Genomic DNA, 20,340 nt, shown 5'->3' on the forward strand with positions numbered 1-20,340 from the left:
CGAGGCGGTCACGATCGGTCACCGCCCAGCGCAGCACGAAGGAGGCGATCATGGCCTCACCCATGTCCGCGGGCGGCTTCCTCGACGCCCTGAGAGCACAAGGGCTCACCGTCGTCGAGGTCGGCGACTGGGAGCACCACAACCGCAACCACAAGGGCCCGTGGGGTCCCGTGCACGGCGTGATGATCCACCACACGGCGACCACGGGCGGCGAGCGGACGGTCACCCTGTGCCGGGAGGGCACCGCCGATCTGCCGGGCCCGCTGTGCCACGGCGTGATCACCAAGGACGGCACCGTCCACCTCGTCGGCTACGGCCGCGCCAATCACGCCGGGCTCGGCGACGACGACGTGCTGCGCGCCGTGATCGCCGAGAAGGGGCTGCCGCCGGACAACGAGGCGGACACCGACGGCAACCGGTATTTCTACGGCTTCGAGTGCGAGAACCTCGGTGACGGCAAGGACCCCTGGCCCGAGGTGCAGCTCGACGCCGTCGAGAAGGCGGCCGCCGCCGTCTGCCGCCACCACGGCTGGACGGAGCGCTCGGTCATCGGCCACCTGGAGTGGCAGCCGGGGAAGGTGGACCCGCGGGGCTTCACGATGAAGTGGCTGCGGGAGCGGATCGGGGAACGCCTGAAGGCGTGACGCCCCGGGCCGCTCCCGGGCGACAATGAACCCGTGACCGGCCCCGACACCCTCGCTCCCCGTCTCCCCTCCCCCCTGCGGGAGGTCTCCGACGAGCGGTTCACCGGGCGCGGCGTCCGTCTCCTGCTCAAGCGGGACGACCTGATCCATCCGGACCTGGTCGGCAACAAGTGGCGCAAGCTGGCCCCGAACCTCGAGGCGGCGGCCGGACGGACGATCGTGACCTTCGGCGGCGCGTACTCCAACCATCTGCGGGCCACCGCCGCCGCGGGCCGCCTCCTGGGTCTGGACACCGTCGGTGTGGTCCGCGGCCAGGAGCTCGCCGACCGGCCTCGCAATCCGTCCCTGGCCCGGTGCGAGGCCGACGGCATGCGCCTGCACTTCATCGACAGGTCGACATATCGCCGTAAGGCCGAAGCCGGCACCCTGGACACCATCCTGCGCAGCGTCGACGCGCCGGACGCCTACGTGGTCCCGGAGGGCGGCAGCAACGCCGAGGCCGTCCGTGGCTGCCAGGCCCTCGGCCGGGAGTTGCGCGGCCAGGACGCCCGCGTCGACGTCGTCGCCCTCGCCTGCGGCACCGGAGGCACCCTCGCCGGAACCGCCGCCGGCCTGGCCCCGGACCAGCGCGCCCTCGGCATACCCGTCCTCAAGGGCGGCTTCCTCGCCACCGGGATACAGGCCCTGCAGGAGCGCGCCTTCGGTGCCCGCCGGGGCACCTGGTCGCTGGACGACCGTTTCCATTTCGGCGGCTACGCCCGCACCACCAAGGAACTCGACGCCTTCGCCGAGGACTTCGAGGACCGCCACGGCCTTCCCGTGGAGCGGCTGTATGTCGCCAAGCTGCTCTACGCCCTGGCCGCCCTCACGGACGAGGGCGCCTTCCCTCCCGGAACGACGATCGCCGCCGTCATCACCGGCCGCCCGTTCTGCTGACCGCCTACGCCGCCTCCCGGTACGCCGCCGCCTCCTCCAGGTCCAGCCTGCGCAGCAGGGTGCGCAGCATCTCGTCGTCGATGTACCGGTGGTCGCGCAGCCGGACGAACACGTCGCGTTCGGCGCTGATCATGTCCCGGGACAGCCGGCGGTAGGTGTCGTCGACCGTCTCGCCGGTCACGGGGTTCACCGCGCCGAGCCGTTCCCAGACGGCGTTGCGGCGGCGTTCCAGGACCATGCGCAGACGGTCGGCGAGCGGCGGGGGAAGCGAGTTGCGCTCGTCGGACAGGAGTTCGTCCAGGCGCTGCTCCGCGACCCGGGAGGCCTGGGCCTGGGCGTTGGCCTCGGCGAGCGTCTCGGCCTGCGCGTCCCGGCCGGGGAACTTCAGCAGGCGGATCAGCGGGGGCAGCGTCAGGCCCTGCACGACCAGCGTCCCGATGACGGTGGTGAAGGTCAGGAACAGGACCATGTTGCGCTGCGGGAAGGGGCCGCCGCCGTGCACGGTCTGCGGGATCGAGAAGGCGATGGCCAGCGAGACCACGCCCCGCATCCCGGCCCAGGAGGTGACCATCGCGCCCTTCCAGGTGGGGTTCGCCTCGCGTTCCCTGATCCGCGACGACGCCAGGCGCGGCAGGAAGGTCGCCGGGTAGACCCACACGAACCGGGTCACCACCACCACGAGGAAGACGGCCACCGCGTACCAGGCGGCGTCGGCGCCCTGGTACGCGCCGAGGCCCTTGAGGACGACCGGAAGCTGCAGCCCGATGAGCGCGAAGACCGCGGACTCCAGCACGAAGGCGACCATCTTCCACACCGCCTCCTCCTGGAGCCGGGTGGCGAAGTCGACCTCCCACGCGCGGTGCCCGAGGTGGAGGGCGACGACCACGACCGCCAGCACACCGGAGGCGTGCAGCTGCTCGGCGACGCCGTACGCGACGAACGGGATGAGCAGCGAGAGGGTGTTCTGCAGCAGCGGCTCCCTGAGGTGCGTGCGCAGCCAGTGGATGGGGACCATCAGGACCAGGCCGACGCCGACGCCGCCGACCGCGGCGAGCAGGAACTCGCCGACCCCGCCCATCCAGGTGGCGCCCTCGCCGACGGCCGCGGCGAGGGCGACCTTGTAGGCGGTGATCGCCGTGGCGTCGTTCAGCAGGGACTCCCCCTGGAGGATCGTGGTGATCCGCGAGGGCAACCCGACGCGGCGGGCGACCGCCGTGGCCGCGACCGCGTCAGGCGGCGCCACCACCGCGCCCAGTACGAGCGCCGCGGGCAGGGGTATCCCGGGGACGATCCGGTAGACGGCCCAACCCACGACGAAGGTCGCGAAGAGCACGTATCCCACCGACAGCAGCGCCACCGGACGCAGCTGCGCCCTCAGGTCGAGGTAGGAGCTGTCGGTCGCCGACGTGTACAGCAGCGGGGGCAGCAGGAGAGGCAGGACGACATCGGGGTCGAGCGTGTAGTCGGGCACCCCCGGCACGTAGGAGACCAGCAGCCCGGCCGCGACCAGCAGCAGTGGAGCCGGTACCGGCGTCCGCCGGGCCGCCCCGGCGATCGCGGCGCTCCCCGCCACCAGCAGCAGCAGCGGCATCACGTCCATCGTCCTCGCCCGCCCTCTTTTTCCGCGCGGTCACCCGCACGCCCGTCGTAATCTGGCAATCATGAAACAGTGCACGCACGCCGACGCGCTGCCGCACCCGGAGCCCGAGCCGCAGAACGAGACCTGCCCGGAGTGTCTCGCGAACGGTACGCACCCGGTGCAGCTGCGCCTGTGTCTGACCTGTGGCCACGTCGGCTGCTGCGACTCCTCGCCCGGGAGGCACGCCACGGGGCATCACGAGAAGTCCGGTCATCCGGTGATGCGGACCTTCGAGCCGGGTGAGAACTGGCGCTGGTGCTTCGTCGACCACGTCCTCGTGTAACCCTGTATGCAGGCGTGGAGCCGGACGGTTCGACCGTCTGACGTCTGGGTACGTCAATCCGGCGCGCGCTCTTCCCAATTGAGACCGCCGGACCTCTAGACACGGAGCGTATCCACAGCTTTACTGTGAGTGACGCCAGGGGGTTGGGGTCCCGGGGACAGAAACGTTCGGAGCGCGATAGCGTCACCGCTGAAACACGTATCGCGTTACCCCGAGGGGCGACCCTCGGCCCCGTAAAGCTTGTACCACCATGGAGGTGAGGGTGTCCCAGATCGCAGGCGAGCCCGCGACCCAGGACTTCGTGGAAGTCCGGCTGCCGGCTGCGGGTGCCTACCTGTCGGTGCTGCGGACGGCCACGGCCGGTCTCGCCGCCCGCTTGGACTTCACCCTGGACGAGATCGAGGATCTGCGCATCGCGGTGGACGAGGCCTGCGCGATCCTGCTCCAGCAGGCCGTGCCCGGCTCCGTGCTGAGCTGTGTCTTCCGGCTCGTCGACGACTCGCTCGAGGTCACGGTCTCGGCACCGACCACGGACGGGCACGCTCCCTCACGGGACACCTTCGCCTGGACCGTGCTGTCGGCCCTGGCGGGCAAGGTCTCCTCGGCCGTCGACGAGGACCGGACCGTCTCGATCAGCCTCTACAAACAGCGCGGCGCGGGACCCGGGCCGGCGTGAGGAACGGGGACGGTCCGGTGCGGGACGAAGAGCGCGGCACACGGGGGCTGCCGATCGGAGGCGCGGACTCTCCGGCCGGTTCCCCACGCATGCGGGACGGCATCGACGGGATCCCCGAGCAGGCCAGGCCGCACCCGGAGGACCACTCCGCGGAGGCCGGCCGCCCGGACGAGGGGCAGCGGGATCGAGACGGTGCCGTGCAGAGCACGCCTCTGGAGGGGCGGAGCGGGGTTTCCCCGGCCCGGACGGAGGCGAGGGCTCGGGGAATGGCGACGGGCGGGACGATGAGCGAGCACGAACGGGACGACGACGAGCTGGACGCGCAGGCCGTGCCGGCCCTGCAGGGCGCGCAGCACGACCAGCATGACCGCAGCGGGGCGCGTGCGATGTTCGTCGAGCTGCGGGCGCTGAGCAACGGCAGCCCGGAGTACGCGGAGCTGCGCAACCAGCTGGTCCGCATGCACCTGCCGCTCGTCGAGCATCTCGCGCGCCGCTTCCGCAACCGCGGTGAGCCGCTGGACGATCTCACCCAGGTCGCGACCATCGGTCTGATCAAGTCGGTCGACCGTTTCGACCCGGACCGCGGTGTGGAGTTCTCCACCTACGCCACCCCGACCGTCGTGGGCGAGATCAAGCGGCACTTCCGCGACAAGGGCTGGGCGGTCCGGGTGCCGCGCCGGCTGCAGGAACTGCGGCTGTCGCTCACCACGGCCACGGCCGAGCTGTCCCAGCAGCACGGGCGCTCCCCGACGGTCCACGAGCTGGCCGAGAAGCTCGCCATCTCCGAGGAGGAGGTCCTGGAGGGCCTGGAGTCGGCGAACGCCTACTCCACGCTTTCGCTGGACGTCCCGGACACGGACGACGAGTCCCCGGCGGTCGCCGACACCCTCGGCGCGGAGGACGAGGCCCTGGAGGGCGTCGAGTACCGCGAGTCCCTCAAGCCTCTGCTGGAGGATCTCCCGCCCCGGGAGAAGCGGATCCTTCTCCTGCGGTTCTTCGGCAACATGACCCAGTCCCAGATCGCCCAGGAGGTCGGCATCTCCCAGATGCACGTCTCCCGTCTCCTGGCCCGCACCCTGGCCCAGCTGCGGGAGAAGCTGCTGGTCGAGGAGTAGCCGACGGGGCTGGGAAACAGCCCCACCGGACCCCCCGGACGGCTACCGCTCGGCGCGGCCCGGACCCTTGATGCCGAGGGCCTTGGTCGTGGCGGGGTTCAGCAGGAGGATCAGCGCGGTCAGCGCGACGACGGCGAGGGCGATGCCGGCCGGGATCGCGGCGCTGTCGGCCTGGAGGAGGCTGTAGGCGACCGGGAGGGCCATGATCTGCGTGATGACGGCGGGCCCGCGGCTCCAGCCGCGTCGCAGCAGCAGTCCGCGCGCGGCGAGCAGCGGCAGCAGGGCGAGGGCGATGAAGGTGACGGCCAGGGTCACCGCCTGCTGCCGGTCGTCCGGCTCGCCGGCGACACCGAGTACGAGCAGCCACACACCCCCGGCCACCAACGCGGCCCCCTCCAGCGCGGCCAGCGCCGCGGCGCAGGTCAGCCGGCGCGGACGCGGGCCCTCGGCTTCCGCAGGGGTGTTCGGGGTGGGGTTCTGCTCACTGCTCACCCCTGAAGGGTAGCCCTCGCCCCGATGCCGGGAGTGTCCAGGCTCACGTCACCTTCTCTTACCGGATCCCTAACTCGGTGTGGGTCGAGTACCGCCCAGTAGGTAACCTGCAACCCATGCGTGCTCTCCTCGTGGTCAATCCGGCGGCAACCACCACAAGCGCACGTAGGCGTGACGTGCTGATCCACGCGCTGGCGAGCGAGGTGAAGCTCGAGGCGGTGACCACCGAGTACCGGGGTCACGCCCGCGACCTCGGCCGGCAGGCGGCGGAGAGCGACGACATCGACCTGATAGTCGCCCTCGGCGGTGACGGCACCGTCAACGAGGTCGTCAACGGACTGCTGCACAACGGCCCCGACCCCGACCGCCTGCCCGGTCTCGCCGTGGTGCCCGGCGGTTCCACCAACGTCTTCGCCCGCGCCCTCGGCCTGCCCAACGACAACGTCGAGGCCACCGGCGCCCTGCTGGACGCCCTGCGCGAGGGGCGCGAACGCGTCGTCGGCCTCGGCCTGACCTCGGGCACGCCGGGCACCGAGGACGAGTCCGTCCCGTCCCGCTGGTTCACCTTCAACGCGGGTCTCGGCTTCGACGCGGGTGTGGTCGGCCGGGTCGAGCAACAGCGCGAGCGCGGCAAGAAGTCGACGCACGCGCTGTACGTCCGTCAGGTCGTCCGGCAGTTCCTCGGCGAGCCGCACCGCCGACACGGCACCATCACGCTCGAACAGCCCGGCGCGGACCCGATAACCGATCTTGTCGTGGCGATAGTCTCGAACACGTCGCCTTGGACCTATCTCGGCAATCGCCCGATGTACACGTCGCCTAAGGCCTCGTTCGACAAGGGCCTCGACCTGCTCGGTCTCAGCCGTCTGTCCACGGCCGCGGTTGCCCGGTATGGCACCCAGTTGCTCACTTCGTCCCCCGAGCGCGGACCCGAGGGCAAGCACGCCACCTCCCTGCACGATCTGGACCGGTTCACCTTGCATTCGAAGGTGCCTCTCCCCCTCCAGATGGACGGCGACCACCTCGGGGTACGCACCAGCGTGACGTTCACAGGCGTACGCCGTGCACTGCGTGTGATTGTGTGAGCGGAACGGGCTAAAGTCCTTTCACTCGAACGTTTAGGCCAGGATCCACCCCATGGAAGTACGGCTGTGACCTAGTCGACACCGAGGAATCAAAAAAAACTTTCCGGAAGGGGTTGTATCCGCCGCTGAGGTTTGCGAGTCTCTACGTGGCGATCGGGACGGCCCGCAACATCGGCCTCCACTGATCACCAGAACCCCTCTTCAATCATCAGGACCACGCCGGGGAGACTCGGCGGTCGGCCCTTCACTTGTTGAGGGATTCGTGAAAGCGTTCACATTCACAAGCAATCAGCACGTAATACCAAGGAGAGGTAGCAGCCATGGACTGGCGTCACAACGCCGTTTGCCGCGAGGAAGACCCCGAGCTGTTCTTCCCCATCGGCAACACCGGTCCTGCGCTGCTGCAGATCGAGGAAGCCAAGGCCGTCTGCCGTCGCTGCCCCGTCATGGAGCAGTGCCTGCAGTGGGCGCTCGAGTCCGGCCAGGACTCCGGCGTCTGGGGTGGTCTCAGCGAGGACGAGCGCCGCGCGATGAAGCGCCGCGCCGCTCGCAACCGGGCTCGTCAGGCCTCCGCCTGACAACCCACCCCTGCTGACAGCCTGAGCTTGGCGGCGCGTGCAGCGAGCACGCATCTCCCGCCCCCGAGCCGCAGCGCGCAGTACCCCCGATGCGCTTAGTAGCAACGAGCGACTAGCCTCGGACCGATTCCGGTCCGGGGCTCTTTGCTTTCGGTGACCTTCTCCCGGGCCTTAGGGACCTTCTCCCGGGCTTCCGGGGACCTACTTCTGCGCCTGGACCGGAATGTCGAGGATCACCCTCGTCCCCCGCCCCGGCGCCGGAACCATGTCGAAGGTGCCGCTCAACTCGCCCTCGACCAGGGTGCGTACGATCTGCAGGCCCAGGTTGCCCGAGCGGTGCGGGTCGAAGCCCTCCGGCAGGCCGACCCCGTCGTCCTGGACGGTGACCAGGAGGCGGGCCTCCTTGGTGGTGCCGCCGCGGACCGCGGAAACCTCGACGGTGCCCGTGTCGCCCTCACGGAAGCCGTGCTCCAGGGCGTTCTGCAGGATCTCGGTCAGCACCATGGACAGGGGGGTCGCGACCTCGGCGTCGAGTATCCCGAAGCGGCCGCTGCGCCGGCCGGTGACCTTGCCCGGCGAGATCTCCGCGACCATGGCGAGCACCCGGTCGGCGATCTCGTCGAACTCCACCCGCTCGTCCAGGTTCTGGGACAGGGTCTCGTGCACGATCGCGATGGAGCCGACCCGCCGCACGGCCTCCTCCAGCGCCTCCCGGCCGCGCTCGGACTCGATCCGCCGGGCCTGGAGCCGGAGCAGCGCCGCCACCGTCTGGAGGTTGTTCTTCACCCGGTGGTGGATCTCCCGGATGGTGGCGTCCTTGGTGATCAACTCACGTTCCCGGCGACGCAGTTCGGTGACGTCCCGGAGCAGCACCAGGGAACCGATACGCGTGCCCTTGGGCTTGAGCGGGATCGCCCGGAACTGGATCACCCCGTCGCTGGCCTCGATCTCGAACTCACGCGGCGCCCAGCCGCTCGCGACCTTCGCCAGCGCCTCGTCCACCGGGCCGCGGGTCGGAGCCAGCTCGGCGGTGGTCGTGCCCAGTTCCTGTCCGACCAGGTCGGCGGCGAGGCCGAGACGGTGGTAGGCGGACAGCGCGTTGGGCGAGGCGTACTGGACGACGCCGTCCGCGTCCAGCCGGATCAGGCCGTCACCGACGCGCGGCGAGGCATCCATGTCGACCTGCTGGTCGGGGAACGGGAAGGAGCCGGCCGCGATCATCTGCGCCAGGTCGGAGGCGCTCTGGAGATAGGTCAGCTCCAGGCGGCTCGGGGTGCGCACGGTCAGCAGGTTGGTGTTGCGGGCGATGACTCCGAGGACCCGCCCGTCCCGGCGGACGGGGATCGACTCGACCCGGACCGGGACCTCCTCGCGCCACTCCGGATCGCCCTCGCGCACGATCCGCCCCTCGTCGAGAGCCGCGTCCAGCATGGGACGGCGGCCACGCGGCACCAGGTGGCCGACCATGTCGTCCTGGTAGGAGGTCGGGCCGGTGTTGGGGCGCATCTGGGCCACCGAGACGTACCGCGTGCCGTCACGGGTGGGGACCCACAGGACCAGGTCCGCGAAGGACAGGTCGGAGAGCAGCTGCCACTCCGAGACCAGCAGATGGAGCCACTCGAGGTCGGAGTCGTCGAGCGCGGTGTGCTGGCGTACGAGTTCGTTCATGGAGGGCACGTCTGCGAGCGTACCCGGGGGCTGCTACCTGGCCGAAAACACCCGCGGGCCGCGGCGCCTGGGAGGGACCCTCAACCCTCCCGGCACCGCAGCCCGGAGCAGCAACGGCCGTGGGGTGTGCGGTCCCGGTCGGCCGAAGGATGAGGAGCCGGGGCAGTCAGGGCAGAGAGCTCCGGTTCCTCGGTCCGCCTTCCTGTGCGGGGAAGGCGGAAGAGTGTGTCCTCGCATTGTGGACTGGACCAGCTGGTGTGTCCATGCGTGGGGAGTTGTTGCAACTTGGCGCTTCGAAGCCTAGCCCGCCCGGGTCGCGAACGGGGCCGGATGGCCATGGCAATTTCCGCGAGCGCCTCCGGCTCCGTCCACGGGGCGGTCCGCTCGCTGACGTGACCGGGGTGCTGGAGGTACGATGCTGTTGCTGTTCGATTGGTCTACACCACACACCCCTATGTGCTCCACAGATCGGCAGGCCCAGCGTGGAAGTTGTCATCGTTCCGGACGCGAAGTCGGGCGGCGAGCTCATCGCCGAGGCCATGGCACGACTGTTGCGCCGCAAGCCCGACGCCCTGCTCGGAGTGGCCACCGGCTCGACCCCGCTGCCCATCTACCGGGCTCTGGCGGCGAAGGCGAGCTCCGGGGCCGTGGACACCTCGCGGGCGCGGATCGCGCAGCTCGACGAGTACGTGGGGCTGCCCGCCGAGCACCCGGAGTCCTACCGCTCCGTGCTCCGGCGGGAGGTCCTGGTCCCCCTCGGGATCGGGATGGAGGCGTTCATGGGCCCGGACGGCACGGCCGAGGACGTGCAGGGCGCGTGCGAGGCCTACGACCGGGCGCTCGCCGAGGCGGGCGGCGTGGATCTGCAGCTGCTGGGGATAGGCACCGACGGGCACATCGGCTTCAACGAGCCCTGCTCCTCACTCGTCTCCCGCACGCGCATCAAGACGCTCACCGAGCAGACCCGGATCGACAACGCCCGCTTCTTCGACGGTGACACCGAGCAGGTGCCGCACCATGTCATCACCCAGGGCATAGGCACCATCCTGGAGGCCCGGCACCTGGTGCTCCTCGCCACCGGTGAGGGCAAGGCGGACGCGATCGCCGCGACGGTGGAGGGACCGGTCGCGGCCGTGTGCCCGGCGTCGGCGCTGCAGCTGCACCCGCACGCGACGGTGGTCGTCGACGAGGCCGCCGCCTCCAAGCTGAAGCTCGCGGACTACTTCCGGTACACCTACGCCAACAAGCCGGACTGGCAGGGCATCTGAGCCGGGCGTCCGAGATCTGGACTAGACCAGGGATGGTCACAACGGTATACAGAGGAGATCACGGAGCGTACGGGTGGGCACCCGGCGCGTTGAGCCGTGCCACGATGTGGGCCGTGGCCGATGGGCATGTCGGCCGCCTGGGCACCCGGAGCCGGGAAGGCAGAGCATGAGCACCGACGTCAGCAGTGCGGAGAACGAGAATGGCGCCGCCGTCCGTACCGCGCGCGTGCCCAAGTACTACCGCCTGAAGAAGCACCTGCTCGAGATGACGGAGACCCAGGCGCCCGGCACCCCCGTCCCGCCGGAGCGCACGCTGGCCGCCGAGTTCGACACCTCACGCACCACCGTCCGCCAGGCCCTGCAGGAACTGGTCGTCGAGGGCCGGCTGGAACGCATCCAGGGCAAGGGCACCTTCGTCGCCAAGCCGAAGGTCTCGCAGGCGCTGCAACTCACCAGCTACACGGAGGACATGCGCGCCCAGGGTCTGGAGCCGACCTCGCAGTTGCTGGACGTCGGCTACATCACCGCCGACGAGCGGCTCGCCGAGCTGCTCGACATCACCGCCGGCGGCCGGGTGCTGCGCATCGAGCGGTTGCGCATGGCCAACGGCGAGCCGATGGCCATAGAGACCACGCACCTGTCGGCCAAGCGCTTCCCGGCACTGCGCCGCAGTCTCGTGAAGTACACCTCGCTGTACACCGCTCTCGCCGAGGTCTACGACATCCACCTCGCCGAGGCCGAGGAGACCATCGAGACCTCGCTGGCCACGCCCCGCGAGGCGGGTCTGCTCGGTACGGACGTGGGCCTGCCGATGCTGATGCTCTCCCGGCACTCCCTGGACCGGGAGGGCAAGCCGGTGGAGTGGGTGCGGTCGGTGTACCGGGGGGACCGCTACAAGTTCGTGGCGAGGCTGAAGCGTCCGCAGGAGTAGCCGGGACGGCGTCTTCACACCGTCACCCCGGAATCGACATACCGACATGCGGGCGCGGTCTTCCACTGCACTGACCCCGTCCCCTAGATTGCCTGCGCATTACCCAGGTGATCAGTGAGGGGACGGAGCCGACAGAGATGTCCAACGCACCGGATACGACAAGACCGGCGGTGGTGACGCCTCTGCGCGCCGTCATCGCCCTCTGCCTGATCGCGCCCTTCGTGGCGATGCTGTGGGTCGGCTCCTACGCCAAGGCGGACCCCGCGTTCATCGGCATCCCGTTCTTCTACTGGTACCAGATGCTCTGGGTGCTGATCTCCACCGCGCTGACCGTGACCGCATACCAGTTGTGGCGGCGTGACCAGCGTGCCCGCCAGGACGCGAAGGGGGGTACGGCGCGATGAAGGACGGCGTGAACGGCGTCGCGCTCGGCGTGTTCATCTTCTTCTTCCTGGCCGTGACGGTCATGGGCTTCCTGGCCGCGCGCTGGCGCAGGGCCGACGACGAGCACAGTCTCGACGAGTGGGGCCTGGGCGGCCGGTCGTTCGGCACCTGGATCACCTGGTTCCTGCTCGGTGGTGACCTGTACACGGCGTACACCTTCGTCGCGGTGCCGGCGGCGATCTACGCGGCGGGCGCGGCGGGCTTCTTCGCGGTGCCGTACACCATCCTCGTCTACCCGTTGATCTTCACGTTCCTGCCCCGCCTGTGGTCGGTCTCGCACAAGCACGGCTATGTGACCACCTCGGACTTCGTGCGCGGCCGCTTCGGCTCGAAGGGGCTGTCGCTGGCGGTGGCCCTGACCGGCATCCTGGCGACGATGCCGTACATCGCGTTGCAGCTGGTCGGCATCCAGGCCGTGCTGGACGTGATGGGGGTCGGCGGCGGGGAGAACACCAACTGGTTCGTGAAGGACCTGCCGCTGCTGATCGCCTTCGGCGTGCTGGCCGCGTACACGTACTCCTCGGGCCTGAGGGCGCCCGCGCTGATCGCGTTCGTCAAGGACGCGCTGATCTACATCGTCATCGCCGTCGCGATCATCTACATCCCGATCAAGCTGGGCGGTTTCGACGACGTCTTCGCCAAGGCGGGCGACGCGTTCAGCAAGGTGAATCCGGCGACCGGGAAGCCGCGCGGCGCGCTGGTGCCGGCGGAGGCGGGCCAGTGGACGTACGCCACGCTGGCGCTGGGCTCCGCGCTGGCGCTGTTCATGTACCCGCACTCGATCACCGCGACGCTGTCCTCGCGCAGCCGTGAGGTGATCCGCCGCAACACCACGATCCTGCCGCTGTACTCGCTGATGCTGGGCCTGCTGGCACTGCTGGGCTTCATGGCGATCGCGGCCGGGGTGAAGGTCACCAACGGGCAGCTGGCCATCCCGCAGCTCTTCGAGGACATGTTCCCGGACTGGTTCGCCGGTGTGGCCTTCGCGGCGATCGGCATCGGTGCGCTGGTGCCGGCGGCGATCATGTCGATCGCGGCCGCCAACCTCTTCACCCGCAACATCTACAAGGACTTCATCAAGCCGGACGCCACGCCGAAGCAGGAGGCACAGGTCTCCAAGTTCGTGTCGCTGCTGGTGAAGGTCGGCGCGCTGGTCTTCGTCCTCACCATGGACAAGACCGTCGCGATCAACTTCCAGCTGCTCGGCGGCATCTGGATCCTGCAGACCTTCCCCGCCCTGGTCGGCGGCCTGTTCACCCGCTGGTTCCACCGCTGGGCGCTGCTCGCGGGCTGGGCGGTCGGCATGGTGTACGGCACGCTCGCCGCGTACGGCATCTCCTCGCCGGCCCAGGCGCACTTCGGCGGCAACGCCAAGGAGATCCCGGGCATCGGGGAGATCGGCTACATCGGTCTGACGGCGTTCGTCCTCAACGCCCTCGTGACCGTGGTCCTGACCTTCGTCCTGAAGGCGGCGAAGGCCCCCGAGGGCGTCGACGAGACCGAGCCGCAGGACTACACGGCGGACGCGGGCGACCCGGGCGTCCAGGTGGAACTGCCGCCGGCGACGGCCGGCAGCGCGCACTGAACCGTACGCACCGGACGGGCCGCCGGGAAAACCCGGCGGCCCGTTGCCGTACCCGTCGGGCACACTGCTCGCCATGGACATCCGGATCCGCCGAGCGGAACCCGCCGAGTACACCGCTCTCGGCGACCTGACCGCCCGCGCCTACCTCGATGACGGCCTGCTCGACTACGGCGAGGAGGACGAGTACCTGCCCGTGCTGAAGGACGTCGCGAAACGAGCCGCCGCCGCCGAGGTGCTGGTGGCGGTGCGCGACGGTGAGCTGCTCGGAGGCGCCACCTTCGTGCCCGACGGCGGACCCGTGGCCGACATCGCCGGCCCCGGAGAGGCCGAGATCCGCGCGCTGGCCGTCGACCACGGCGCCCGCGGCCAAGGCGTCGGTGAGGCGCTCGTCAGGGCCTGCGTCGACCGTGCCCGTGCCACGGAGGGCTGCGCCTCCCTCGTCCTGTCGACTCAGCGCTCCATGCACACCGCCCACCGGCTCTACGAACGCCTGGGCTTCGTCCGCACACCGGAGCGGGACTGGAACCCCGTGCCGCATCTGGACGACGTCACTCTCCTCACCTACCAACTGACGCTCTGAAACCAGCCCGACACAACATCTGGGGGTGCCACCGCAGCCCGGCACTAGATGTATGCTCATGCTCGCTGTCGCCGCAGGGGAATCCGGTGCGAATCCGGAACTGTCCCGCAACGGTGTACTCGCACCCGTATGCCCGCATACGGGTGTGGGGGTCAGTCCGAGGACCTGCCGACAGCGTGCCCGGCCGTCCGGTCGGGTGCCCATGACGTCCGGGCCTCGTGGAGTGGGCCGGTGGACGCGACGCCGCGTGCGCTCGTGCTGCCCCCTGCCCTCCGCCAGGCCCCGTGCCGAGCGAGGGAGTGCCCCACGTGACCATCGCGCCAGCCGACCCGGCTTCAGCCACCCCGGCGACCGAGGCCGACCCGGTGGAGCCGGACGGTCCCGGTGCCGCGCTGCTGCGGACCCTGACCGAGCTGACCGCCGACCTGCCCGACGCCGACCCCGGCCGGGTGGCCGCCGCCGCGCTGCGCGGCCGGTCGGCGCGGGCCGACGAGGCGGAGTTGCGCGAGCTGGCCACGGAGGCGGCCGCCGGCCTGATCTCCGAGGACCCGGCCTACTCGAGGCTGGCGGCCCGGCTGCTCACCCTCACCATCCGCGCCGAAGCGGCCTCGCAGGGCGTCACGTCCTTCACCGGGTCCGTCGCCGTGGGCCACCGCGAGGGACTCATCGCCGACCGAACCGCCGAGTTCGTACGGCTGCACGCCGAGCGACTGGACGCGCTGGTCGACACCGGCGCCGACGACCGCTTCGGTTACTTCGGCCTGCGCACCCTGCACAGCCGGTACCTGCTGCGCCACCCCCACACCCGGAAGGTCGTCGAGACGCCCCAGCACTTCATGCTGCGCGTCGCCGCCGGTCTCGCCGAGGACGACACCCCCCGCTCCGTCGACGAAGTCGCCGCGCTCTACCGCCTGATGAGCCGCCTCGACTACCTGCCCTCCTCCCCCACCCTCTTCAACTCCGGCACCCGGCACCCCCAGATGTCGTCCTGCTACCTCCTGGACTCCCCCAAGGACGAGCTGGACTCCATCTACGACCGCTACCACCAGGTCGCCCGGCTGTCCAAGCACGCCGGCGGCATCGGGCTGTCGTACTCCCGTATCCGCTCCCGCGGTTCGCTGATCCGGGGCACCAACGGGCACTCCAACGGCATCGTGCCGTTCCTGAAGACCCTGGACGCCTCGGTCGCCGCGGTGAACCAGGGCGGCCGGCGCAAGGGCGCCGCGGCGGTCTACCTGGAAACCTGGCACTCCGACATCGAGGAGTTCCTGGAGCTGCGCGACAACACCGGCGAGGACGCCCGCCGTACGCACAACCTCAACCTCGCGCACTGGGTGCCGGACGAGTTCATGCGCCGGGTCAACGCCGACGAGCAGTGGTCGCTGTTCTCCCCGGCGGACGTGCCGGAGCTGGTGGACCTGTGGGGCGACGAGTTCGACGCCGCCTACCGCAAGGCCGAGGCGGAGGGCCTGGCCAGGAAGACCGTCGCGGCCCGTGACCTGTACGGCCGGATGATGCGCACCCTCGCGCAGACCGGCAACGGCTGGATGACCTTCAAGGACGCCGCCAACCGCACCGCCAACCAGACGGCCGAGCCGGGCCACGTCGTGCACTCCTCCAACCTCTGCACGGAGATCCTGGAGGTCACCGACGACGGGGAGACCGCGGTCTGCAACCTGGGCTCGGTGAACCTCGGCGCCTTCGTCGACACGGCGATCGGCGACATCGACTGGGAACGGCTGGACGAGACCGTCCGCACGGCCGTCACCTTCCTGGACCGGGTCGTCGACATCAACTTCTACCCGACCGAGCAGGCGGGCCGTTCCAACGCCAAGTGGCGCCCGGTCGGTCTCGGCGCGATGGGCCTGCAGGACGTCTTCTTCAAGCTGCGGCTGCCCTTCGACTCCCCCGAGGCGAGGCAGCTTTCCACCCGTGTCGCCGAGCGCATCATGCTCGCCGCCTACGAGGCCTCCGCCGACCTCGCCGAGCGCAACGGTCCGCTGCCGGCCTGGGAGAAGACCCGTACGGCGCGCGGTGTGCTGCACCCGGACCACTACGGCGTCGAGTTCGCCTGGCCGGAGCGCTGGGCCGCGCTGCGCGAGCGGATCGCGACGACCGGCATGCGCAACTCGCTGCTGCTCGCCATCGCCCCCACCGCCACCATCGCCTCCATCGCCGGCGCGTACGAGTGCATCGAGCCGCAGGTCTCCAACCTGTTCAAGCGCGAGACGCTGTCCGGTGAGTTCCTGCAGGTCAACTCGTACCTGGTGAAGGAGTTGAAGGAGCTGGGCGTGTGGGACGCCCGGACCCGTGAGGCGCTGCGCGAGTCGAACGGCTCGGTGCAGGACTTCGCCTGGATCCCGGCCGACGTACGGGCGCTGTACCGCACGGCCTGGGAGATCCCGCAGCGCGGCCTGATCGACATGGCCGCCGCGCGCACCCCGTTCCTGGACCAGGCCCAGTCCCTGAACCTGTTCCTGGAGACGCCGACGATCGGCAAGCTCTCCTCGATGTACGCGTACGCCTGGAAGCAGGGTCTGAAGACGACGTACTACCTGCGTTCCCGCCCGGCGACCCGGATCGCCCGCGCCGCCCAGGGCCAGGCGCAGTCCCAGAAGCCGATCCCCGTCCAGCAGGCCGCCGACCCCGACGCGGTCGCCTGCTCCCTTGAGAACCCCGAGTCCTGCGAGGCCTGCCAGTAATGACCACCGAAGCCAAAAACCTGCTCGACCCGGGCTTCGAACTGACCCTGCGTCCCATGCGCTACCCGGACTTCTACGAGCGCTACCGGGACGCCATCAAGAACACCTGGACCGTGGAGGAGGTCGACCTCCACTCGGACGTCGCCGACCTCGCGAAGCTGACGCCGGCGGAGCAGCACCTGATCGGCCGGCTGGTCGCGTTCTTCGCCACGGGCGACTCGATCGTCGCGAACAACCTCGTGCTGACCCTCTACAAGCACATCAACTCCCCCGAGGCGCGGCTCTACCTGAGCCGGCAGCTGTTCGAGGAGGCCGTGCACGTCCAGTTCTACCTGACCCTGCTGGACACCTATCTGCCCGATCCGGAGGACCGCGCCGCCGCCTTCGCGGCCGTGGAGAACATCCCCTCCATCCGCGAGAAGGCCGGGTTCTGCTTCAAGTGGATCAACGAGGTCGAGAAGCTGGAGCGTCTGGAGTCCAGGGCGGACCGCCGTCGCTTCCTGCTGAACCTCATCTGCTTCGCCGCGTGCATCGAGGGCCTGTTCTTCTACGGCGCCTTCGCGTACGTCTACTGGTTCCGCAGCCGGGGTCTGCTGCACGGCCTGGCGACCGGCACCAACTGGGTCTTCCGCGACGAGACGATGCACATGTCGTTCGCGTTCGACGTCGTGGACACCGTGCGCAAGGAGGAGCCGGACCTCTTCGACGACGAGCTCCGGCAGCAGGTCACCGACATGCTGCGGGAGGCCGTCGAGGCCGAGCTGCAGTTCGCGCGCGACCTGTGCGGTGACGGCCTCCCGGGCATGAACACCGACTCGATGCGGCAGTACCTGGAGTGCGTCGCCGACCAGCGTCTGACGCGCCTCGGCTTCGCCCCGGTGTACGGCTCGGAGAACCCCTTCTCCTTCATGGAGCTCCAGGGTGTCCAGGAGCTGACCAACTTCTTCGAGCGGCGTCCGTCGGCGTACCAGGTGGCGGTGGAGGGCACCGTCGACCTGGACGAGGACTTCTGAGCCGCCCCGGCCGGTAGTCCGTGAGACGCCGCCGGTGGCGGCGTCTCACCCGGTCACCTCACCCGGTCACCTCACCCGGTCACCAGCGCACGGGTCGCACCAGCAGCCGGTTCGGGCGGAGCGTGATGCCCACCCGCGTGGCGTCGTTCGACCCGCCGACCTGCTCGAAACGGTACTTCGCCGACACGGCGGCGGTGATCAGGGTCAGCTGGGCCATGGAGAAGTGGTCGCTGGGGCACTTGCGGTTGCCGACGCCGAACGGGCTCATCGCGTACTTCGGCACGTCCTTGGCGCGGTCCGGCAGCCAGCGGTCGGGGTCGAACGCGAGGTGGTCCGGGTACGAACGCGCGTCGCGCTGGATGGCGTAGGGGCTGTAGACGATGTCCGCCCCGGCCGGAATGCGATAGGCGCCGAGCGTGGTTTCGGTCACCGCGCGCCGTGTCAATATCCATACGGCGGGGCGCAAACGCATCGTTTCGACGACGAGATTGTTCGTGTGGGTCAGCCTGCGCACGTCCTCGAATCCCACCGGCCGGCCGCCGGTCACGGATTCGACCTCGGCGCGGACCCTGGCGGCTTGTTCCGGGTGTGTGGCGAGGATCTGGAGGAGCCACATGATCGTGGAGGCGACTGTTTCGCTGCCGGGCGTGAGTATCGCGACCACCTGGTCGTGGATCTCCTGTTCTCCGATGGGGTCGCCGTTTTCGTCCTCCGCCTCCAGCAATGCCGTCAGCAAATCGTCCGGCTTTTGACCGGATGCCCGGCGTTCGGCGATGATCTCGTCGACCAGCAGATGCAAATCGGCCAGAGCCCGGTTGAATTCCCGGTTGGCCGGCAGCGGCAGCCGGTAGAGCGGGCCGAGCGGGACGACCATCCGGCGGTACATGCCGCGGAAGACGGTGGCGAGGGCGGTGCACAGCCGCTCGGCCCGCTCGTCCATGTACTCGCCGTGCAGCAGGCACCGGGCCGCGACGCGCACGGCGACCCGGAAGGACTCCGAGGTGCAGTCGAGGGTCTCACCGGGCCGCCAGCGCTCGGTGAGCGCGTGCGCCTCCTCCTCCATGACCGGCCCGTACGCGGGGATGGCGTCGAGCCGGAAGGCGGGCTGGACGGTGCGCCGCTGACGGCGGTGCAGGGAGCCGTTGGCGGTGGCCACGCCCTGGTGGCCGAGCAGCCCTTCCAGGGACTCCCACAGCGGCCCGGCGATGATGTAGTCGTTGCTGAGCGCCAGCGCGCCGGTGAGTTCGGGCGTGGTGACGGCGTACACCGTCTTGGGGCCCAGTTTCAGGCGTACGACGTCGCCGTGGTCGCGTAGTCGGGCCATGAAGGCCAGCGGATCTCGGACCAGCTTCCAGCCGTGGCCGAGCATCGGGACGGCGCCCCCGGCGAGGGGCGGCTCGTTCGGCTCGGACGCCTCGGGTGCCGCGGGGCGCACGGATTCGACGGTCATTTCTCACCTGCCGTTTCGTTGTCTACGTACGGGGGCGTGGACCGGTCGTCCCAGCTGTCGACCATGTACCGGCCGGACTCGTGGTGGAACCAGTAGACGGAGGCGAACCAGTTCCGCATGTTGCCGAGGCAGGCGCGCACGGTGACGCCGAGTTCCTTTCCGCGCAGGGTGCCGTCGTCGAGGTCGTCGGCGAACCGTAAGGCGGTCCGCTCGGCCGTCAGGAATTCGGTGACGCATTCCTCGACGCGCCGCCTGATTTCCTTTATGGCTTCTTCCAGGGTCATTCCCTGATGGGTGATCAGGCTGATGCCGAGGTTGTGCACCTCGTCGCCCGCGATTTCCTTCGGCAGCGAGCAGAGGTCGTTGTACCACGCGGCGAATTCCTGACTCAGCAGGGCCGGGCGCCGGTATGCCGGGTCTTTCCTGACGGCGTCCGGGAGTTCGCGTCCCGCGCTGGGTTCCAGCAGGTCCGTCCATATCCAGTGGGCGAACGTCAGGCGCCGCAGGGCGAGGTACTCCTCGACCCGGGGGATGCGGCCCTCGGTGCGGTTGCGGAACTCCCGGTCGTACGCCTCGATCACCGCGTGGAAGTGCCGGGCGAACCGTCCGTTCCAGGTGCTCGGCAGGAACGAGTAGAGCCGCAGCACGCTGTCCGCGAACCCCGCCACCACGGGGTCCGGGTGGCGCAGGTGGCGCCCGGGACGGTCGAGGGCCGAGTGGAGCTGGGACCGGAGCCGCCGCCAGGCGCTCGCGCGGCCGTGGACGATGTCACGGTCGTGGCGGTCGTCCCAGACGAAGAACCACGCGGAGTAGTCGGCTATGGCCTGGAGCACCTCGTCGGAGGCACCGAGGTAGTAGCCCGCCATGAGGTCGGTGTAGCACAGTCCGTCGGCATATTCCGCCACCTTGTCGGCCGGCATGAGCCGTTTTTCCAGCAGCCACAGGCGGGTCTTCTCCTGAAGCTTTGGCCAATACGGGTGCAGATGCCGGGTAAACGCGTCCTCGATCACCGGAAGGGCGAGCGAGGGTGGAACCGCGAGCGCCGTCGGTGTCGATGTGGTGCTGTGTGGGAAAGCATGCACGAACAAGCCCCTCTCAGCCGCCAGGAACGCACGCCCCTCCGGCGATACCAGGCGTGCGCCGTTGCGTATCCCCGCACTTCCATTCAGCACCACAACTGACCGGTCTGGGAACGGATTTACTCCACTCACCACCCAAAGATGCCGGAAATCTTGCGACGAACAAACGAAC

At 69.7% G+C, this 20,340-nt stretch carries 19 protein-coding genes and 1 riboswitch; of the genes, 14 read left to right on the forward strand and 5 right to left on the reverse strand.

What is annotated here, in order from left to right; all coding sequences use genetic code 11:
* The first annotated feature begins 50 nt into the window (after positions 1 to 50).
* Both ACFY0F_RS36740 and ACFY0F_RS36745 read left to right on the forward strand, forming a co-directional pair.
* The gene (locus ACFY0F_RS36740; protein WP_388804660.1) at positions 51 to 644 is read left to right on the forward strand and encodes an N-acetylmuramoyl-L-alanine amidase; all 594 of its coding nucleotides are present in this window, start codon (positions 51 to 53) and stop codon (positions 642 to 644) included.
* 33 nt (positions 645 to 677) lie between these two features.
* Complete coding sequence (locus ACFY0F_RS36745) at positions 678 to 1,580, forward strand: 1-aminocyclopropane-1-carboxylate deaminase/D-cysteine desulfhydrase (RefSeq protein WP_388804663.1); 903 nt, start codon at positions 678 to 680, stop codon at positions 1,578 to 1,580.
* A 4-nt stretch (positions 1,581 to 1,584) separates the two neighbouring features.
* On the opposite strand, the gene ACFY0F_RS36750 is transcribed toward ACFY0F_RS36745, so the two are convergent.
* Positions 1,585 to 3,180 carry a Na+/H+ antiporter gene (locus ACFY0F_RS36750; RefSeq protein WP_388804666.1) on the reverse strand — a complete coding sequence of 532 codons (1,596 nt, stop codon included), beginning with the start codon at positions 3,178 to 3,180 and terminating at the stop codon, positions 1,585 to 1,587.
* Positions 3,181 to 3,241: 61 nt separating this feature from the next.
* On the opposite strand from ACFY0F_RS36750, the gene ACFY0F_RS36755 reads away from it, so the two are divergent.
* The 3 genes from ACFY0F_RS36755 to ACFY0F_RS36765 all read left to right on the forward strand — a co-directional run bounded on the left by ACFY0F_RS36755 (position 3,242) and on the right by ACFY0F_RS36765 (position 5,293).
* Positions 3,242 to 3,502 (forward strand): UBP-type zinc finger domain-containing protein, encoded by a 261-nt coding sequence (locus ACFY0F_RS36755; RefSeq protein WP_388804669.1) that lies wholly within the window; start codon positions 3,242 to 3,244, stop codon positions 3,500 to 3,502.
* Positions 3,503 to 3,764: 262 nt separating this feature from the next.
* Positions 3,765 to 4,178 (forward strand): anti-sigma factor, encoded by a 414-nt coding sequence (locus ACFY0F_RS36760; protein WP_006136266.1) that lies wholly within the window; start codon positions 3,765 to 3,767, stop codon positions 4,176 to 4,178.
* Positions 4,175 to 5,293: an RNA polymerase sigma factor SigF gene (locus ACFY0F_RS36765; RefSeq protein WP_388804672.1), complete on the forward strand. Its 1,119-nt coding sequence runs from the start codon at positions 4,175 to 4,177 to the stop codon at positions 5,291 to 5,293. The genes ACFY0F_RS36760 and ACFY0F_RS36765 overlap by 4 nt, the downstream gene beginning before the upstream one ends.
* A gap of 42 nt (positions 5,294 to 5,335) precedes the next feature.
* Here ACFY0F_RS36765 and ACFY0F_RS36770 read toward each other — a convergent pair whose 3' ends face one another.
* Entirely contained in the window at positions 5,336 to 5,785 is a 450-nt protein-coding gene (locus ACFY0F_RS36770; protein ID WP_388804674.1) for a hypothetical protein, read from the reverse strand.
* A gap of 116 nt (positions 5,786 to 5,901) precedes the next feature.
* On the opposite strand from ACFY0F_RS36770, the gene ACFY0F_RS36775 reads away from it, so the two are divergent.
* On the forward strand, positions 5,902 to 6,870 hold the full coding sequence (locus tag ACFY0F_RS36775; RefSeq protein ID WP_388804678.1) for a diacylglycerol/lipid kinase family protein: 969 nt from the start codon (positions 5,902 to 5,904) through the stop codon (positions 6,868 to 6,870).
* A 320-nt stretch (positions 6,871 to 7,190) separates the two neighbouring features.
* The gene (locus tag ACFY0F_RS36780) at positions 7,191 to 7,448 is read left to right on the forward strand and encodes a WhiB family transcriptional regulator (protein WP_016639615.1); all 258 of its coding nucleotides are present in this window, start codon (positions 7,191 to 7,193) and stop codon (positions 7,446 to 7,448) included.
* Between the two features lie 201 nt (positions 7,449 to 7,649).
* On the opposite strand, the gene ACFY0F_RS36785 is transcribed toward ACFY0F_RS36780, so the two are convergent.
* Complete coding sequence (locus ACFY0F_RS36785; RefSeq protein WP_388804817.1) at positions 7,650 to 9,116, reverse strand: sensor histidine kinase; 1,467 nt, start codon at positions 9,114 to 9,116, stop codon at positions 7,650 to 7,652.
* Between the two features lie 482 nt (positions 9,117 to 9,598).
* Between ACFY0F_RS36785 and nagB the strand changes: the two genes are divergently transcribed.
* The 7 genes from nagB (at position 9,599) to ACFY0F_RS36820 (ending at position 17,639) form a co-directional block, all read left to right on the forward strand.
* Positions 9,599 to 10,384 (forward strand): glucosamine-6-phosphate deaminase, encoded by a 786-nt coding sequence (gene nagB / locus ACFY0F_RS36790; protein WP_388804681.1) that lies wholly within the window; start codon positions 9,599 to 9,601, stop codon positions 10,382 to 10,384.
* A gap of 166 nt (positions 10,385 to 10,550) precedes the next feature.
* The gene (locus ACFY0F_RS36795; protein WP_388804684.1) at positions 10,551 to 11,315 is read left to right on the forward strand and encodes a GntR family transcriptional regulator; all 765 of its coding nucleotides are present in this window, start codon (positions 10,551 to 10,553) and stop codon (positions 11,313 to 11,315) included.
* Positions 11,316 to 11,452: 137 nt separating this feature from the next.
* Positions 11,453 to 11,719, forward strand: a complete 267-nt coding sequence (locus tag ACFY0F_RS36800) for a DUF3311 domain-containing protein (protein ID WP_388804687.1) — start codon at positions 11,453 to 11,455, stop codon at positions 11,717 to 11,719.
* Positions 11,716 to 13,344, forward strand: coding sequence for a monocarboxylate uptake permease MctP (gene mctP / locus ACFY0F_RS36805; RefSeq protein ID WP_388804690.1), 1,629 nt, complete (start codon positions 11,716 to 11,718; stop codon positions 13,342 to 13,344). The genes ACFY0F_RS36800 and mctP overlap by 4 nt, the downstream gene beginning before the upstream one ends.
* A gap of 73 nt (positions 13,345 to 13,417) precedes the next feature.
* Complete coding sequence (locus ACFY0F_RS36810) at positions 13,418 to 13,924, forward strand: GNAT family N-acetyltransferase (protein WP_388804693.1); 507 nt, start codon at positions 13,418 to 13,420, stop codon at positions 13,922 to 13,924.
* A 77-nt stretch (positions 13,925 to 14,001) separates the two neighbouring features.
* Positions 14,002 to 14,090: riboswitch (cobalamin riboswitch) on the forward strand.
* Positions 14,091 to 14,232: 142 nt separating this feature from the next.
* A complete protein-coding gene (locus tag ACFY0F_RS36815) occupies positions 14,233 to 16,626 on the forward strand; it encodes a ribonucleoside-diphosphate reductase subunit alpha (protein ID WP_388804696.1) in 2,394 nt (797 codons plus the stop codon).
* The gene (locus ACFY0F_RS36820; RefSeq protein WP_388804699.1) at positions 16,626 to 17,639 is read left to right on the forward strand and encodes a ribonucleotide-diphosphate reductase subunit beta; all 1,014 of its coding nucleotides are present in this window, start codon (positions 16,626 to 16,628) and stop codon (positions 17,637 to 17,639) included. The genes ACFY0F_RS36815 and ACFY0F_RS36820 overlap by 1 nt, the downstream gene beginning before the upstream one ends.
* A gap of 79 nt (positions 17,640 to 17,718) precedes the next feature.
* On the opposite strand, the gene ACFY0F_RS36825 is transcribed toward ACFY0F_RS36820, so the two are convergent.
* On the reverse strand, positions 17,719 to 19,089 hold the full coding sequence (locus ACFY0F_RS36825; protein WP_388804702.1) for a cytochrome P450: 1,371 nt from the start codon (positions 19,087 to 19,089) through the stop codon (positions 17,719 to 17,721).
* On the reverse strand, positions 19,086 to 20,171 hold the full coding sequence (gene cyc1 / locus ACFY0F_RS36830) for an epi-isozizaene synthase (protein ID WP_388804705.1): 1,086 nt from the start codon (positions 20,169 to 20,171) through the stop codon (positions 19,086 to 19,088). The genes ACFY0F_RS36825 and cyc1 overlap by 4 nt, the downstream gene beginning before the upstream one ends.
* Positions 20,172 to 20,340: the final 169 nt, after the last annotated feature.

The sequence above is a fragment of the Streptomyces sp. NPDC001544 genome (assembly GCF_042894285.1).
GTDB lineage: Bacteria > Actinomycetota > Actinomycetes > Streptomycetales > Streptomycetaceae > Streptomyces.